This window comes from Microbacterium meiriae (assembly GCF_025143875.1).
Lineage (GTDB): Bacteria > Actinomycetota > Actinomycetes > Actinomycetales > Microbacteriaceae > Microbacterium > Microbacterium meiriae.
The window spans coordinates 176,011-190,297 of the sequence record NZ_JAMBDU010000004.1; the positions used below are offsets into that span (position 1 = coordinate 176,011).

Here is a 14,287-nt window from a genome sequence, read left to right on the forward strand (position 1 = left end):
ACGTCGTGCCTCGGACGCCTCCCGCTCAGGCTTCCTCCGCGATCTCGCCCTCCGAGCGCACCACCAACGACCCTCGGTCCACCGTGAGCGTCAGCGCACTGCCCGCGGGCGCATCGGCTGCATCGCGGAGGATGACACCGCCCTCGAGGTGTGCGATCGCGTAGCCGCGGGCCAGGGTGGCGGCGGGGGACAGGGCGCGCAGCGAGGCGCGCAACTCGCCCGTCCGGCGGCCGGCGTCGTCGAGCTGCCGGGTGACCGCGTCGCGGCCACGGGCGAGGAGCAGGAAGGTCTCCTGCGCGCGCGTGTCGATGATCGGAGCGGGGGAGCGCAGCACGGGACGGGACCGCAGCTGCTCCAGCTGTGCGATGTCGTGCGAGAGGCGCTGGGTGAGGCGCGTCGTGGCGCGGGACCGGAGCTGCGCGATGAGCGCGCGCTGCTCCCCGACGTCCGGAACGACGCGCTTGGCGGCGTCGGTCGGCGTCGACGCGCGCAGATCGGCGACGTCGTCGAGGAGGGGATGGTCGTTCTCATGGCCGATGGCGCTGACCACCGGCGTGGAGGCCGCCGCGACGGCGCGGACCAGGCGCTCGTCGCTGAAGCCGAGGAGGGTCTGCGGGTCGCCGCCGCCGCGCGCGATGATGATGACGTCGACCTCGGGGTCGGCGTCGAGACGGGCCAACGCGGCCAGGGTGTCCGGCACGCAGCGGTCGCCCTGCACGGCGGCGTACGCGGTCTTGAACCGTACCTGCGGCCAGCGCAGCTCGGCGTTGCGGTGCACGTCCTTCTCGGCGTCGGAGCGCTCGCCGGTGATGAGGCCGATGACGTGGGGGAGGAACGGTAGGCGCTTCTTGCGGGCGGGGTCGAAGAGGCCCTCCTGGCGGAGCTGCACGCGCAGCCGCTCCAGGCGTTCGAGCTGGTCGCCGAGCCCGACGTGCTTCATGGCGGAGACCGCGAAGCTGAAGTCGCCGGAGCGGACGAAGTAGTCGGCCTTGACGGCGGCGACGACGTGATCGCCCACACCCAGGTCGGCGGGGATGCGGCCGCGCACGCTCGACCAGACGCGGATGGAGATCTGCGCGTCGGAGCGGGTGTCCTTGAGGCGGGCGAAGACGTTCCCGGCGCGGACGTTCCACGAGGTGATCTCGCCCTCGACCCAGACCGTGTTCCAGCGGGCCACGAAGTCGCGGATGGTGGCGTTCAGTCGGGCCACGGACGTCGGCGCCTGGGCGGTGGAGTCGCGCGGGGCCACGGCATCCGCCGGCGGCGTCTCGCCCGGTCCTGTCGCCGCTTCGAAGACTGTCATCTGCTCCCGTTCCTGCCCGCGCGCTCACCGGCCCCGTCCAGCCGGGCGACGGTAGAATCGAGGGGTGACTTCGACTGCCGTTCATCTTCCCGCTCCTCGCATCCCACGAGTGCGCGCCGCGGCCGGGCGGCTTCAGGATAACCCGGTGCCCGGACACAAGCGCGTCCTGCTCGCCGCCCCTCGCGGATACTGTGCAGGGGTGGACCGCGCGGTGGTCGCTGTGGAGAAGGCGCTCGAGCGCTACGGCGCCCCCGTGTACGTCCGCAAGCAGATCGTGCACAACATCCACGTCGTGACGGAGCTGGAGGCCAAGGGCGCGATCTTCGTCGAAGAGGTCGACGAGGTGCCCGAGGGGGCGCACGTCGTCTTCAGCGCGCACGGCGTCTCCCCGGCCGTCGTCAATGCCGCATCGGATCGCGGCCTGCACGCGATCGACGCGACCTGCCCGCTCGTCACCAAGGTCCACCGCGAGGCCGTGCGCTTCGCCCGGGACGACTTCGAGATCCTGCTCATCGGCCACGACGGCCACGAGGAGGTCGAGGGAACCGCGGGGGAGGCCCCGGACCACGTCACCGTCGTGAACTCGCCGGAAGAGGCCGACACCGTGCAGGTGAAGGACCCGTCGAAGGTCGTGTGGCTGTCGCAGACGACGCTCTCGGTCGACGAGACGATGGAGACGGTGAACAGGCTCCGCACGCGCTTCCCCGAGCTGCACAACCCGCCGTCCGACGACATCTGCTACGCCACGCAGAACCGGCAGGTCGCCATCAAGAAGGTCGCCCAGGGCGCCGATCTCGTGATCGTGGTCGGATCGGCCAACTCGTCCAACAGCGTCCGGCTCGTCGAGGTCGCCCTCGAGTACGGCGCCAAGGCCGCCTACCGCGTGGACTACGCCGAGGAGATCCGCCAGGAGTGGCTCGACGGGGTGGAGACCGTGGGCGTCACCAGCGGTGCGTCGGTGCCCGAGGTTCTCGTGCGCGAGGTGCTCGACGCGATCGGCGATGCCGGGTACCGCGACGTGGAAGAGGTCAAGACGGCGGAGGAGGATCTCATGTTCTCGCTGCCGAAGGAGCTCCGTCAGGATGCCGCGGGTCAGCGCGACGCGCGCGCCCTCGGCGGCCGCGCCTCCGCTGGAGGGGGTGCGTAGCGGTGAACGCCGCGGAGGCGGAGCCGACCCTCATCGGGTCCGTGCAACGCGCGCTCCGCCTCGTCGACATCGTCGCGAACTCCCCACGGCCTCTTCCGGCCAAGATGCTCTCGTCGATCACGGGACTCACGCCGGGAACGACCTACAACCTCGTGCGCACGCTGGTGCATGAGGGGTATCTGAGCGCAGAGCCGGACGGACTCGTGCTGGGAGGCCGATTTCCGTCGTTCCAGCAGCAGATCGACTCGCGCGGGGTGTTCCTGGCGCGGGTGCGCGCCGCGCTGCGCGCAGTGACGGAGGACGTCGGCGCCACGGCCTACCTCTCCCGATACGCGGACGGGGAGATGCACCTCGTCGACATCGTGGACTCCGTGCGGAATCCGCGCATCGAGCTCTGGGTGGGACTGCACGCCAGTGCCCACGCCACCGCGCTCGGCAAACAGATCCTCGCGGCGCTCTCCGAGGAGGATCGCCTGGACTACCTCTCCCGGCACCGGCTCGAAGAGCTCACGCCGCGGACGATCAGCGACCGGCGGACCCTCCTCACCCAGCTCGAGCAGACGCCGGGGTGGGCGGTCGACCGGGAGGAGTACGCGATCGGCGCGACGTGCGTCGCGGTGCCCGTCATCGCGCCCGGTGTCACGGCGTCGCTGGCGGTCTCCCTGCCCGCCGACCGGGCCGTCGTCAACCGCCGACTGGTGTCGAACCTGCAACGCACGGCGCGGCGGCTCTCGCTGCAGCTGGGGGCGGATGCCCTCGACACCGACGGGCCGGACGCGGAGTTCACCATCTGAATTCCGGGGCCTGGTGCGGGCATCGCGGGTTCCCTATGATCGAAGACGTAGTGGCTGACAACGCCCTACTGATCGCCTACGGCGTCCCCAGCGCCGGCGACCAACGGGATGAGGAGCGTCCCCAGCGCTCCACGTCCGCGGCCCCGAGAAGTCCCCACTTCTCCGGGGCCGCTATCGGTTGGGGCCCGATTTCCTGAACGGCCCGCTGAGCCCCTGCCGATACCATGGCGGGATGACCGACCAGCGCCCCCGTTACGGGGAACTCGCCACGCCAGAGGAGCAGCGGAGGGCCGCGGGTCTTCCACCCCTGGCGGAGGTGGTCGCACCGACGGCGCCGTCCCCGGCGCCGGCACCGTCGGCCGCACCGCAGACGTCCGCTCCGGCGCGCCCCCACCCTGTGGACAGGTTCGCGACGATCGCACTCCTCGCCTACGGCCTCGTCAACGTCGTGGTGACCGGTCTGTCCTACCTCGACATCGTTCCCGTCATGAACCAGACCATGGGCATGCTGGGCATCGAGGGCGAGTTCACGAATTACGCCGCGGGCCGCATGTGGGGGACCATCGCCGCCGTGGTGCTCGCTGTCGGCTGGTGCGTCACCGCGGCGCTGTCCATCCGTCGCCTGCGCCGTGGCCGCGTCACATGGTGGCTCCCGGTCGTCGGGGCGGTGGTCACGGTGGGCATCGCCGCCTTCTGTCTCGTCGTACCGATGATGGGCGATCCGGCCTTCATCGCCTACCTCGACCAGGCGACCGGGACCCGCTGACCCCGCGCGCAGACACGAAAGGGGCCCGGCATGATGCCGGGCCCCTTCGGGTTCGTGCGGACGGTCAGCTCTTCGACTGGCCGTACGAGCCGAGCTGACGGGTCGACTCGACCACGCGGGCGGCCATCGCCGTCTCGGCGATCTTGCCCCAGGCGCGCGGGTCGTACTGCTTCTTGTTGCCGACCTCGCCGTCGACCTTCAGCACGCCGTCGTAGTTCTTGAACATGTAGTCGGCGATGGCACGGGTGTAGGCGTACTGCGTGTCGGTGTCGATGTTCATCTTGATGACACCGTTGGCGACCGCGAGCGCGATCTCCTCGTCGGTCGAACCGGAGCCGCCGTGGAAGACGAGGTCGAGGGGCTTGGCGCCGGTGTTGTACTTCGCGGCGACCTCGGCCTGGATCTCGCCGAGCAGCTCGGGACGCAGCTTCACGCCGCCCGGCTTGTACACGCCGTGCACGTTTCCGAAGGTGAGGGCGGCGATGTACCGGCCCTGCTCGCCGAGGCCCAGTGCCTGCACGGCCTGGTCCACGTCGGCGAAGGTCGTGTAGAGGGCCTCGTTCGAGCCCTCGTGCTGCACGCCGTCCTCCTCGCCGCCGACGACGCCGATCTCGACCTCGAGGATGGCGTTGATGGCCTTCATGCGGGGGAGCAGCTCCTTGGCGATCTCGATGTTCTCGGCGAGCGGGACCGCCGAGCCGTCCCACATGTGGGACTGGAAGATCGGGTTGCGGCCGGCCTTGACCTCTTCCTCCGAGGCGGCGATGAGCGGCTCGACGAAGCCCGCGAGGGCGTCCTTCGGGCAGTGGTCGGTGTGCAGGGCGACGGTGACCGGGTAGTTCTTGGCGACCTCGGTGGCGTAGCGGGCGAAGGCGAGGGCGCCGGTCGCGCGCGCCTTGACCGTGTGGCCGGCGAAGTAGTCGGCGCCACCGGTGGTGACCTGGATGATGCCGTCGGAGCCGGCCTCGGTCAGGCCCTGGAGGACGGCGTTGATCGTCTGCGAGCTCGAGACGTTGAACGCGGGGTACGCGAAGCCGCCTGCCTTCGCGCGGTCGAGCATGTCGGCGTACTGATCCGGGGTGGCGACGGGCATGAGAACTCCTGCGGTAGGTGAAGCCGGGACAGCTGCCACTCTATCGGGGCGGGTGTGCGGCGTCGGCAGGGCGAGGCACGCCGTGGCGGTGGGTCTCCTTCGTCGGTGTTAAGAACCGCGATTTCTTCATAGTCTGCGAGCGGAAAACGAGCCGATCGGTGCCCTCCTCGTGGCTAGGCTGGGAATCATGGTGAGTCTGACTGCCGACCTGAGTCCGCTGCGTCCTGACCGCAACCTCGCGATGGAGTTGGTGCGCGCGACCGAGGCGGCGGCGATCCGAGCCGTGCCGTTCATCGGCCGCGGGGCGAAGGAGGCCGCTGACGGTGCGGCCGTCGACGCCATGCGGGCCTTCCTCGGGACGGTCGACTTCCAGGGCCGCGTGGTGATCGGCGAGGGCGAGAAGGACAACGCCCCGATGCTCTTCAACGGCGAGGTCGTCGGGACCGGTCGCGGGCCCCTCTGCGACATCGCGGTGGACCCCATCGACGGCACGTCGCTGACCGCCGCCGGGCGGCAGAACGCCCTCTCGGTGATCGCCGTGTCCGACCGCGACACGATGCTCGACGCCTCCAGCGTCTTCTACATGGACAAGCTCGTCACGGGGCCCGCCGGTGTGGGCGTGGTGGACATCCGTCTGCCCATCGGCGAGAACATCCGCAAGCTCGCCGGTGCGCTGGACAAGCCGGTGGACGAGATCGTGGTGTCGGTGCTCAACCGCCCCCGGCACGAGCAGCTCATCCAGGAGATCCGCGACGCCGGAGCCGGAACCCGCCTCATGAGCGACGGCGATGTCGCCGGCGGCATCAACGCCGCCCGGCACGACGCCCGCACGGACATGTGCGTGGGGGTCGGCGGCAGCCCCGAGGGCATCGTCACCGCGTGTGCGATCAAGGCCCTCGGCGGTCATATCCAGGGTCGGCTCTGGCCGCGGGACGACGACGAGCGCCAGCGCGGCATCGACGCGGGGCTCGACATGGACAAGGTCTACGAAGCCGACGACCTGGTGCAGGGGAACAACACGATCTTCGTCGCGACGGGTGTCACGGACGGCCAGCTCGTGGCCGGTGTGCGGCGCGAGCGCGGCTACGTCTACACCGAGAGCGTGGTCCTGCGAGGAGCCTCCGGAACTCTGCGCCGCATCGCGTCGGAGCACCTCGTCTCGAAGTGGCTGTGAGGCCTCTCCCGCGGTGATGATCGTGGGCCGGATTCCCGCCATCGTTACCGACCCGGTATCGCCTCCTCCACGGGTCGGCCCCGGTTCGGCGAGCCGTCGTGTCACAATTGTCACTGGGTTTGTCGCCGTCGACGGAGCCGCCAGGCACCGCAGGCACAGGAGGGCGAACGCATGACAACGCAGCACACGAGCGGCTCGAAGAGCGCCGCGCCGACCAAGATCATCACGACGAACACCGGACGCATCCTCCGGGTGAGCGCCGATGCCGAAGCGGCGGCCGTGGCCCCGCCGGCACCCGTCGCGCAGCCGACCGTCGACCCGGCTCGGCGCGCCGACGTGCTGTTCCGCGTCCGCCGCGCCGAGGGGCACGAGGTCAGTGCCTGGTGGATGATCGGCGCCTTCCTCGCTACGAGCGGCCTCGTCATCCTGCTGCTCAGCGGCGTTCCCGGCGTCGCCTGACGCCCTCGCGGCCGGTCGATCCGTCGCCGCTGTCAGTCCTCCCGGTCGGGAAGCGCGGCGGCGTGATCCAGACGCGCGCGAACCTCGCCGACATCAGCCTGCATCGCGTCGGCGGCATCTTCGGCCTCGGTCGGGACCAGGAGCTCCGGCGCGGTGAAGCGCCGTCCGTCCGCGGTGATCGCCGGCACCGGTGCCAAGGCCTCCGCATCGACGCCGGGGAACTGGCGGGCGGTGACGAGAACCCGGGACTCCAGGGATCCGGCGAAGCGGTTGTAGCTGTCGACCGTACGTTCGATCGCCCGCCGCAGGTCGTCGGCATGACCCGCGAGCGTGCCGAGGCGCTCGTACAGCTGCGTGCCGAGCGCCAGCAGACTCCGGGCCTCGGTGGACACCTCCTGCTGCGTCCACGTGTACGCGACCGTCTTGAGGACCGCCCAGAGGTTCACGGGGGAGGCGAGCGCCACGCGGCGGCTGAAGGCGTAGTCGAGCAGCGTCGGGTCCTCGTCGATGGCGGCGGCCAGCAGCGACTCGCTCGGCAGGAAGCAGATGACGAACTCCGGGCTCGCGTCGAGGCCTGACCAGTAGGCCTTCTTGGCGAGGGCGTCGACGTGCGCGCGGACCGCACGGACGTGTTTCTGCATGTGGGCACGACGCTGCGGTTCGTGGGCGTCGCCTGCGGGCAGCGCCGACGCCTCGAGATAGGCGTCGAGCGGCACCTTCGCGTCCACGGCGATCGACGTGCCGCCCGGCAGGCGGACGACCATGTCGGGGCGCCCCTGGCCGCGGTCGGAGGTGATCGTCGCCTGCAGGTCGAAGTCGACGTGTCTGGTCAGCCCCGCGGCCTCGACGACGCGCCGCAGCTGGGTCTCGCCCCAGACGCCGCGCGTGGACGTGGAGCGCAGCGCGCCCGCGAGCGACTCGGTCGTCGCGCGGAGCGCTTCATCGGACTCCTGGGCACGTCGGAGCTGCTCGGCGAGCGTGCCGAACTGCGCCTGCCGTTCGCTCTCGATCGCAGCGACCTTGGACTGCATCTGCTGGAGGCTCTCGCGCACCGGTGCCAGGGCCTGCAGCACGGCGTTCTGCTGCTGGACACGCTGCGCTTCCGCCCGCTGCTCGGAGCGGGCGTGTTCGACCGCGTCCCGGTAGAGGTCGTACTGGCGGTCGCGGTCGTCTCGCGCCGCCGCGAGCTCAGCCTGCGTGCGCGCGATGTCGGCGGCGCTCCGTCCGGCTCGGAGGAACCAGCCGAGAGCGACGCCCGCGGCGAGGGCCACGAGCAGGAGAACGATCGACAGGGCATCCATGGCTCCATGATGCCGAGGGCCTCCGACATCGCCGGGAGGCGGCGAGGCGCGTCAGGCGACGGCGCGCTCCAGCGCCGGCACGGCGGGCTCGGTGACGCGGAGCCCGAGGGCGTCGGCGAGCCCGAACACGTCGAAGGCGCCGGCGCGGGCGGCCGCGTCGACGATGATCTGTGCGCAGGCGAGCGCATCCGCGAGCGCGTCGTGATGCGAGAACTCCGCATACCCTGCCGCCGCGGCGGCGAGCGGAAGGCGGTACGAGTCGAGCTGGTAGGTCTTCCGCGCCACCTGGAGGCTGCACAGTGAACGGTACGGCGGGCAGATCTGGCCCGTCACCTCCGTCGCCCGACGCAGCACGTTGAGGTCGAAGCCGGCGTTGTGAGCCACGAGCACGTCGGCTCCGGCGAAGGCGCAGAGCCGTTCGAACTGGTCGACCCACGTGGCCGCCGAGAGCACGTGCTCGGGGCGGATGCCGTGGATGCGGACGTTCCACTCCTGGAACTCGTCATGGCCGGGCGGAGGCTGGATCAGCCAGTTCGCGGTGGCGACGACCTTCCCGTCCCGCACCCGCACGAGTCCCACGGAACACGCGGAGGCCGGGCTGGAGTTCGCGGTCTCGAAGTCGATCGCAGTGAAGTCCAGTGGCACGTCCTCACTCTCTCCCGGGCCTCCGACGTCGCTGTGCAGGCTCGCCGTATGCTGGCCACATGGCGGACGAACTGGCGAGGTCCTTCGGTGCGGCGGCCGGAAGCTACGAGGCCGGACGGCCCGAGTACCCGTTCGAAGCGGTCGCCTGGATGTTGGAACCGATGGCGGACGGTGCGCGTCGGGTCGCCGACGTCGGCGCCGGGACCGGCAAGCTCACGCGGGCGCTCGTCGCGGCTGCGGACGCCGAGGTCGTGGCGGTCGACCCGGACCCCGCGATGCTCGCCGCGCTTCGCGAGGCCGTACCAGGGGTCCCCACTTTCGTCGGGACCGCCGAGGAGCTCCCACTGCCGGACGCGAGCGTGGACGCCGTGGTGCTCGGTCAGGCATGGCACTGGGTCGAGCCCGTCGCCGCATCCGCGGAGATCGGTCGTGCGGTGCGGCCGGGCGGTGTACTGGGACTCGTCTGGAACCTCCGTGACGAGCGCGTGGACTGGGTGAAGCGGCTCACCGACATCATGCACGGCAGCAACGCCGAGATCATGCTCGCGGCCGGCGACCCCGTGGTGGCGGAGCCGTTCGGCTCCTTGGCCCAGGAACGCTGGGAGTGGTCGCGCCCCATGACGCGGGAGCTCCTGCACCGCATGGCCGCGTCGCGCAGCGCCGTGATCACCGCCGACGAGGCCGAGAAGGACCGGATCCGTCGCGAGATGGACGCGCTGTTCGACGAGCTCGGCCTGCACGGGCACGACACGGTCGAGGTGCCGTACGTGACGAGGGCGTTCCGCGCGACCCGCGGCTGAACAGGCGCCCGCGCCGTATCAGGCTGTTTCTGCGCCCTGCCGCCTGATCTCGCGTGAGTGCCTGCCCTCCGCGAGGGTGAGGAGGGGAGAGCGGCGCAGGTAGACTCGTTCCCCGTGGCTCTCACTATCGGAATCGTCGGCCTGCCCAACGTCGGCAAGTCCACCCTCTTCAACGCTCTCACCAAGAACGACGTGCTCGCGGCGAACTACCCGTTCGCGACGATCGAGCCGAACGTCGGCGTGGTGAACCTGCCCGACCCGCGGCTCGAGAAGCTCGCGGAGATCTTCGGGAGCGAGCGCATCCTGCCCGCCGCCGTGTCGTTCGTCGACATCGCGGGCATCGTCCGAGGGGCGAGCGAGGGGGAGGGCCTGGGCAACCAGTTCCTCGCGAACATCCGCGAGGCCGACGCGATCGCCCAGGTGGTGCGTGGGTTCTCCGACGACGACGTCGTGCACGTGGACGGTGCCGTGAACCCGGCGTCGGACATGGAGACCATCAACGCGGAGCTCATGCTCGCCGACCTGCAGACCGTCGAGAAGGCCATCACGCGGTACGAGAAGGAGGTGCGGGGCAAGAAGATCGACCCGTCGGTCCTCGAAGCCGCGAAGGCCGCCAAGGATGCGCTGGAGCGCGGAATTCTGCTCTCCACCAGCGGCCTCGACCTCGAGCCGATCCGCGAACTCGGGCTCCTCACGGTCAAGCCCGTCATCTTCGTCTTCAACGTCGACGAGTCCGTGCTGACCGACGACGCCCGCAAGGCCGAGCTCGCCGCCCTCGTCGCGCCGGCGCAGGCCATCTTCCTCGACGCGAAGATCGAGTCCGAGCTCAAGGACCTCGACCCCGAGGACGCCGCCGAGCTCCTCGCCTCGACGGGGCAGGACGAGTCGGGCCTCGACCAGCTCGCCCGCATCGGCTTCGACACGCTCGGCCTGCAGACCTACCTCACCGCAGGTCCGAAGGAAGCCCGCGCCTGGACCATCCCCAAGGGGTCGAAGGCCCCGCAGGCCGCCGGCGTCATCCACACCGACTTCGAGAAGGGCTTCATCAAGGCCGAGATCGTGTCGTTCGACGACCTCGTGGAGACCGGGTCCGTGCAGGAGGCCCGCGCCAAGGGCAAGGCGCGCCTGGAGGGCAAGGACTACGTCATGCAGGACGGCGACGTCGTGGAGTTCCGCTTCAACAATTAGACCGGGGTCCTCGCGCCCTGACTGCTGACGGAGCGTCCACACGAGATTCCCGTCGTCTCCGGGGCCGGATCACGTACTCCCTCGGCGTTGATCTTCATGACCTCGTGATCGTCGCGCGTCACGCGACGGGAGGACCATCCGATTGCTGCGCCGCAGCGTCCAGCAGCTGGGACAGAGTCTCGAACGTGATCAGGGGCGATTCCCCCTTCCACTCCTGCTCTGATGTGTATGCCTGAATCCCTTCGACGACGACCAACGACAGGTCGGCGTCACGACGAAGAGCCTTCTCGACCCACTCCCGTTTCTTCCCCAGGGTGGTGCGCCAGCTGTGGCTGTCGAGTCCGAGCTTCTCTGCGATGTTCCGAATCCGACCCATCGAGAAGATGGATTTGCATTCCAACACGAAGACACCGTCGTCACGCGTCGCGAGCACGTCGATCTGGCCGGGGTTCTTCTCGTCGCAGTGGAGGCGCTCCTTGCCGGATTGCGTCGTCCACGTTCCGTTGGCATCCACCGAACCGGCTCGGAACCCATGCGAACGGAGCAGGCTCACGACCTTGTCTTCGAAAGGCTGGGAGATGACGTGCTCGCGGAGTGTGGTCTGCTGAATCGCAGCCAAGAGCCACGGCGCGAGGGAGTCCGCGAGCAGATAACAGCTCGTCCAGCAGGCGCCGGCGGAGCTGATCACCGGGTACGAAGCGACTTCGTCCTCAAGGCTGATGAGGAGTGAGGTGATCTCCGCGTAACCGAGCACGATCGACTCTCCGGTTTCGGAATACAGCTGCGTGGAGAACTGCTCTGAGAGGGATGCTATGCCCGGTTCGAACGGTGCCAGGCGGATGATCAGCGACATCCGCAGATACAGAGCCAACCAGATCGGACGCGCCTCGCCCGACGCAGGTAGCCGGGACAGATGAGGGAAGTCTCCGGCGGAGAACATCTCTCCAGGGTCGGACTGCAGCGAGAGGATCTCAGCGATCGCGCGGATGCTGCCAGCCACATCGGACATCAGTGAGCGTGCATCAATCGTCGTGGGAAGGCTCGCTCCGCTGATCAGTATCGTGACGGCCTGGTCGGGGTCGGAGGACTGCCAGATCGGAGCGAGTTCCGTCATGTCGGCTTCGTGGCTGAGCCAGCATGCAGAGACCAGGTTCGCGAGATCGACGAGAGCCCTGGAGCTTCCCGAATCTGGCATCCTCTGCAAGAGCTCCAACGCCCGCTTCACGTGTGGGCGGGCAGGCTCGGTCGGCTCCCTGAGCGAGTTCCATACGGCGAGCAGTACGACAGAGGCCCAATCCGAGTCGATCGAGGCGGCGAGCTCTGCTGATCTCCCTCGGAGAAGCTCGAGGTCGACCGTCTCATCCTCTCGCCTCTTCTCGAGCACACGCGAAAGCTCCTCGGCGTCGCGGCGTGCGCGCTCTCCGACGAAACGAACATCGCTCCTCATAGGGCTCCAATCCACATCGACGTGCCGAGCAAGTAGGGCTTACCCTATGGGGTCGGCGACCCCGAGGCGCGACCGACCCGCTAGTGCCGCACGCCCGCGTCCGGGCCGTGGCGATCCTCGAACTCACGGAGCGCGCGCCTCGCGCGGCGGGTCTCGACGATCCCGACGACGATCCCGGCAGCGAACACGATGATGCTGAGAACGCGCCACAACCCGGCGGGCGCATCGAGGAGGAACGCGACCGTCCAGCCGACCGTCATCACCGACGAGAACACGATCGCGTAGATGCCCCAGTTCCGCCGCCGTTCCAGTGCCATGCGCTGCTGGATGAGCGACGGCTCCGGTCCGCCCGCGGGCCTGCTCATACCCGGAGGGAGGTGCCCTCGCCGCTGCCGGCAGGGATCGGGACCGCAGCGCCGGAGCGGGTGCGGAACCACAGGGTGAGTTCGAACAAAGCGCGCTCCATGGTGGAGGAGTCCGCGCCGTCGACGAGGTCGTCGAAGGAGTCGCGGAAGCCTGTGGGGGCGGCCGCGCTCCCACCGCGGAACGACCGGTAGCCCATCGACCAGTCGGAGAAGAGCCGGGTGGTGATCGGTGTCTCCAGGAGGATGCGCATCGCGCGGTGACGCGGATCGTCCGCGATCGTGTCGACGAGTCGGCGTACGGCCTCGACCGGTCCTTCGAGGACCTGGAGGAAGCGCCCTTGGCGGAACAGGAGGAGACCGGTGATGTCGCGGGCCGCGTTCGACCGACGGCACTGCTCCAGAAGCTGCTCCAGGGCGGTCTCACGGAACGGCTGCGCCGCCGTGCTGGTGTAGACGAGGCGGAGCAACCCGTCGGTCATGGCCGCCGTCACCCCTGCACCAGCTCCGGGGTTCCGAGGGCGGCGTCGCCCTCCGAGGGGCCGGCGTGGGCGACGACCTCCGTGGTCGCGTCGCTCAGCGTGGCGTGCAGGCCGAGCGGCTGCGCGGACGCGGAGAATGCGGCGAAGCGGCCGTCCGGCTGACGGTCGACGTAGCCGAGGAAGTCTCCGCCGCGGCTTCCGACGTGGAAGCCGTCCTCGACGCACGCCCAGAGGACATCCGATGCGGGGTGGGGGGAATCAGGCACGCCTCCACCCTACGGTGGACGGCCGACATCGCCGCGGGCCTTGCGCGCACCCGCCTCGATATGGCACACGGACCGGCGCGGCCTCAGTCGCCGGCGCGCGGGCGTCCCGGTTCCCGCCAGCGCGGCGGCACAGGTGCCGGGGTGAGCGGCTCGACGCGGTCCGGCGTCGGCAGGCTCACGGGAACCCCGGCGTGCAGGACGAGCTCCTCGTCGGCGTGCCGGATCGTCACCGGCTCCCCGGCGCTCAGTCGGTAGGTCGTCTCCGTCGGTGCGATGTCGACGTGCAGGATGCAGCCGTGCAGCCGGACTCCGAACGCGAGACGGGTGACGCCGTCCGGAAGCTGCGGCCGGAAGGACAGGCCGTGGTCTCCCTCCCGCATACCCCCGTAGCCGGCCGTCACGCCCGTCCAGATGCCGGCGAGTGCCGCGATGTGCAGTCCCTCGTCGGTGTTGCCGTGGAGGTCGTCCAGGTCGAGGGCAGCGAGCTCGGCCAGATAGGCCGATGCCAGTTCGAGATGCCCGACCTCGGCGGCGATCACGGCCTGGGCGGCCGCGGAGAGCGAGGAGTCTCGCACGGTGAGGGCGTCGTAATAGGCGAACGCCCTGGCCTTCTCCTCCCAGGTGAACTCCTCGTGGGAGGTGTAGAGCGCCAGCACGAGGTCGGCCTGCTTCAGCACCTGCTTGCGGTAGATGTCGAAATACGGGAAGTGGCTGTGCAGCGGATACTCGTCGGGCGCCGTGGCGTCGAAGTCCCACCGGGCGTGCGCGGTGAAGCCCGCCGACTGCGGGTGCACCTGTCGCTCTTCGTCGTAGAGCACGGTCATGGCGTCGGCCGCGGCCTCCCAGGCGGCGACCTCCTCCTCGTCCGCTCCCAGCGCCGCGGCGGTCTCCGGGTGCCGTCGGGGGGGGGGGGGCCCCCCCCCCCCGGGGGGGGCGGGGGGGGCGGGGGGGGGGGGGGGTGGGGGGGGGGGCGGGGGGGGGGGGGGGGGGGGGGGGGGGGGCGGCCCGGGGGGGGGGGGGGGGGGGGGGTGTAAAAAAAAAAGGGGGGGGGGGGGGGGGT

Annotated in this window: 16 protein-coding genes; 7 read left to right on the forward strand and 9 right to left on the reverse strand. The window is 70.1% G+C overall.

Translation table 11 applies throughout. The features are described from left to right. Positions 1 to 25: 25 nt before the first annotated feature. A complete protein-coding gene (xseA, locus tag M4D53_RS04255) occupies positions 26 to 1,303 on the reverse strand; it encodes an exodeoxyribonuclease VII large subunit (protein WP_259952167.1) in 1,278 nt (425 codons plus the stop codon). 100 nt (positions 1,304 to 1,403) lie between these two features. On the opposite strand from xseA, the gene M4D53_RS04260 reads away from it, so the two are divergent. The 3 genes from M4D53_RS04260 to M4D53_RS04270 all read left to right on the forward strand — a co-directional run bounded on the left by M4D53_RS04260 (position 1,404) and on the right by M4D53_RS04270 (position 4,010). Next, the gene (locus M4D53_RS04260; RefSeq protein WP_187664117.1) at positions 1,404 to 2,450 is read left to right on the forward strand and encodes a 4-hydroxy-3-methylbut-2-enyl diphosphate reductase; all 1,047 of its coding nucleotides are present in this window, start codon (positions 1,404 to 1,406) and stop codon (positions 2,448 to 2,450) included. A gap of 2 nt (positions 2,451 to 2,452) precedes the next feature. After that, positions 2,453 to 3,244 carry an IclR family transcriptional regulator gene (locus M4D53_RS04265; RefSeq protein ID WP_187663602.1) on the forward strand — a complete coding sequence of 264 codons (792 nt, stop codon included), beginning with the start codon at positions 2,453 to 2,455 and terminating at the stop codon, positions 3,242 to 3,244. A 232-nt stretch (positions 3,245 to 3,476) separates the two neighbouring features. Then, positions 3,477 to 4,010, forward strand: a complete 534-nt coding sequence (locus tag M4D53_RS04270) for a DUF6264 family protein (protein ID WP_187663603.1) — start codon at positions 3,477 to 3,479, stop codon at positions 4,008 to 4,010. 64 nt (positions 4,011 to 4,074) lie between these two features. Here the strand turns inward: M4D53_RS04270 and fbaA are convergent, their stop codons facing one another. Beyond that, positions 4,075 to 5,103, reverse strand: a complete 1,029-nt coding sequence (fbaA, locus tag M4D53_RS04275) for a class II fructose-bisphosphate aldolase (protein WP_187663604.1) — start codon at positions 5,101 to 5,103, stop codon at positions 4,075 to 4,077. A gap of 187 nt (positions 5,104 to 5,290) precedes the next feature. Between fbaA and glpX the strand changes: the two genes are divergently transcribed. Beyond that, complete coding sequence (gene glpX / locus M4D53_RS04280; RefSeq protein ID WP_060922697.1) at positions 5,291 to 6,277, forward strand: class II fructose-bisphosphatase; 987 nt, start codon at positions 5,291 to 5,293, stop codon at positions 6,275 to 6,277. 171 nt (positions 6,278 to 6,448) lie between these two features. Continuing rightward, positions 6,449 to 6,736: a hypothetical protein gene (locus tag M4D53_RS04285; RefSeq protein WP_259952169.1), complete on the forward strand. Its 288-nt coding sequence runs from the start codon at positions 6,449 to 6,451 to the stop codon at positions 6,734 to 6,736. A 32-nt stretch (positions 6,737 to 6,768) separates the two neighbouring features. Here M4D53_RS04285 and M4D53_RS04290 read toward each other — a convergent pair whose 3' ends face one another. Continuing rightward, the gene (locus M4D53_RS04290; protein ID WP_259952170.1) at positions 6,769 to 8,037 is read right to left on the reverse strand and encodes a DNA recombination protein RmuC; all 1,269 of its coding nucleotides are present in this window, start codon (positions 8,035 to 8,037) and stop codon (positions 6,769 to 6,771) included. Between the two features lie 51 nt (positions 8,038 to 8,088). Then, positions 8,089 to 8,682 (reverse strand): exonuclease domain-containing protein, encoded by a 594-nt coding sequence (locus M4D53_RS04295; RefSeq protein WP_259952171.1) that lies wholly within the window; start codon positions 8,680 to 8,682, stop codon positions 8,089 to 8,091. Positions 8,683 to 8,741: 59 nt separating this feature from the next. On the opposite strand from M4D53_RS04295, the gene M4D53_RS04300 reads away from it, so the two are divergent. After that, positions 8,742 to 9,482, forward strand: a complete 741-nt coding sequence (locus tag M4D53_RS04300; RefSeq protein WP_259952173.1) for a class I SAM-dependent methyltransferase — start codon at positions 8,742 to 8,744, stop codon at positions 9,480 to 9,482. 114 nt (positions 9,483 to 9,596) lie between these two features. Beyond that, the gene (gene ychF, locus M4D53_RS04305; protein ID WP_259952176.1) at positions 9,597 to 10,670 is read left to right on the forward strand and encodes a redox-regulated ATPase YchF; all 1,074 of its coding nucleotides are present in this window, start codon (positions 9,597 to 9,599) and stop codon (positions 10,668 to 10,670) included. Between the two features lie 118 nt (positions 10,671 to 10,788). On the opposite strand, the gene M4D53_RS04310 is transcribed toward ychF, so the two are convergent. The 5 genes from M4D53_RS04310 to M4D53_RS04330 form a co-directional block, all read right to left on the reverse strand. Beyond that, positions 10,789 to 12,117 (reverse strand): hypothetical protein, encoded by a 1,329-nt coding sequence (locus tag M4D53_RS04310; RefSeq protein WP_259952177.1) that lies wholly within the window; start codon positions 12,115 to 12,117, stop codon positions 10,789 to 10,791. Between the two features lie 80 nt (positions 12,118 to 12,197). Next, positions 12,198 to 12,482, reverse strand: coding sequence for a hypothetical protein (locus M4D53_RS04315; RefSeq protein ID WP_259952181.1), 285 nt, complete (start codon positions 12,480 to 12,482; stop codon positions 12,198 to 12,200). Beyond that, on the reverse strand, positions 12,479 to 12,961 hold the full coding sequence (locus tag M4D53_RS04320) for a BLUF domain-containing protein (RefSeq protein ID WP_259952183.1): 483 nt from the start codon (positions 12,959 to 12,961) through the stop codon (positions 12,479 to 12,481). Before M4D53_RS04320 ends, M4D53_RS04315 begins: the two co-directional genes overlap by 4 nt. Positions 12,962 to 12,969: 8 nt before the next feature. Beyond that, positions 12,970 to 13,227 (reverse strand): hypothetical protein, encoded by a 258-nt coding sequence (locus tag M4D53_RS04325; protein WP_060923504.1) that lies wholly within the window; start codon positions 13,225 to 13,227, stop codon positions 12,970 to 12,972. Positions 13,228 to 13,310: 83 nt separating this feature from the next. Further along, positions 13,311 to 14,102, reverse strand: a complete 792-nt coding sequence (locus tag M4D53_RS04330; RefSeq protein WP_396818895.1) for a glycosyl hydrolase family 65 domain-containing protein — start codon at positions 14,100 to 14,102, stop codon at positions 13,311 to 13,313. Positions 14,103 to 14,287: the final 185 nt, after the last annotated feature.

Coding starts and splice junctions, on each gene's coding strand:
- xseA (WP_259952167.1), bottom strand. CDS start 1,303: ATGACAGTCTTCGAAGCGGCGACAGGACCGGGCGAGACGCCGCCGGCG.
- M4D53_RS04270 (WP_187663603.1), top strand. CDS start 3,477: ATGACCGACCAGCGCCCCCGTTACGGGGAACTCGCCACGCCAGAGGAG.
- fbaA (WP_187663604.1), bottom strand. CDS start 5,103: ATGCCCGTCGCCACCCCGGATCAGTACGCCGACATGCTCGACCGCGCG.
- glpX (WP_060922697.1), top strand. CDS start 5,291: ATGGTGAGTCTGACTGCCGACCTGAGTCCGCTGCGTCCTGACCGCAAC.
- M4D53_RS04285 (WP_259952169.1), top strand. CDS start 6,449: ATGACAACGCAGCACACGAGCGGCTCGAAGAGCGCCGCGCCGACCAAG.
- M4D53_RS04290 (WP_259952170.1), bottom strand. CDS start 8,037: ATGGATGCCCTGTCGATCGTTCTCCTGCTCGTGGCCCTCGCCGCGGGC.
- M4D53_RS04300 (WP_259952173.1), top strand. CDS start 8,742: ATGGCGGACGAACTGGCGAGGTCCTTCGGTGCGGCGGCCGGAAGCTAC.
- M4D53_RS04310 (WP_259952177.1), bottom strand. CDS start 12,117: ATGAGGAGCGATGTTCGTTTCGTCGGAGAGCGCGCACGCCGCGACGCC.
- M4D53_RS04315 (WP_259952181.1), bottom strand. CDS start 12,482: ATGAGCAGGCCCGCGGGCGGACCGGAGCCGTCGCTCATCCAGCAGCGC.
- M4D53_RS04320 (WP_259952183.1), bottom strand. CDS start 12,961: ATGACCGACGGGTTGCTCCGCCTCGTCTACACCAGCACGGCGGCGCAG.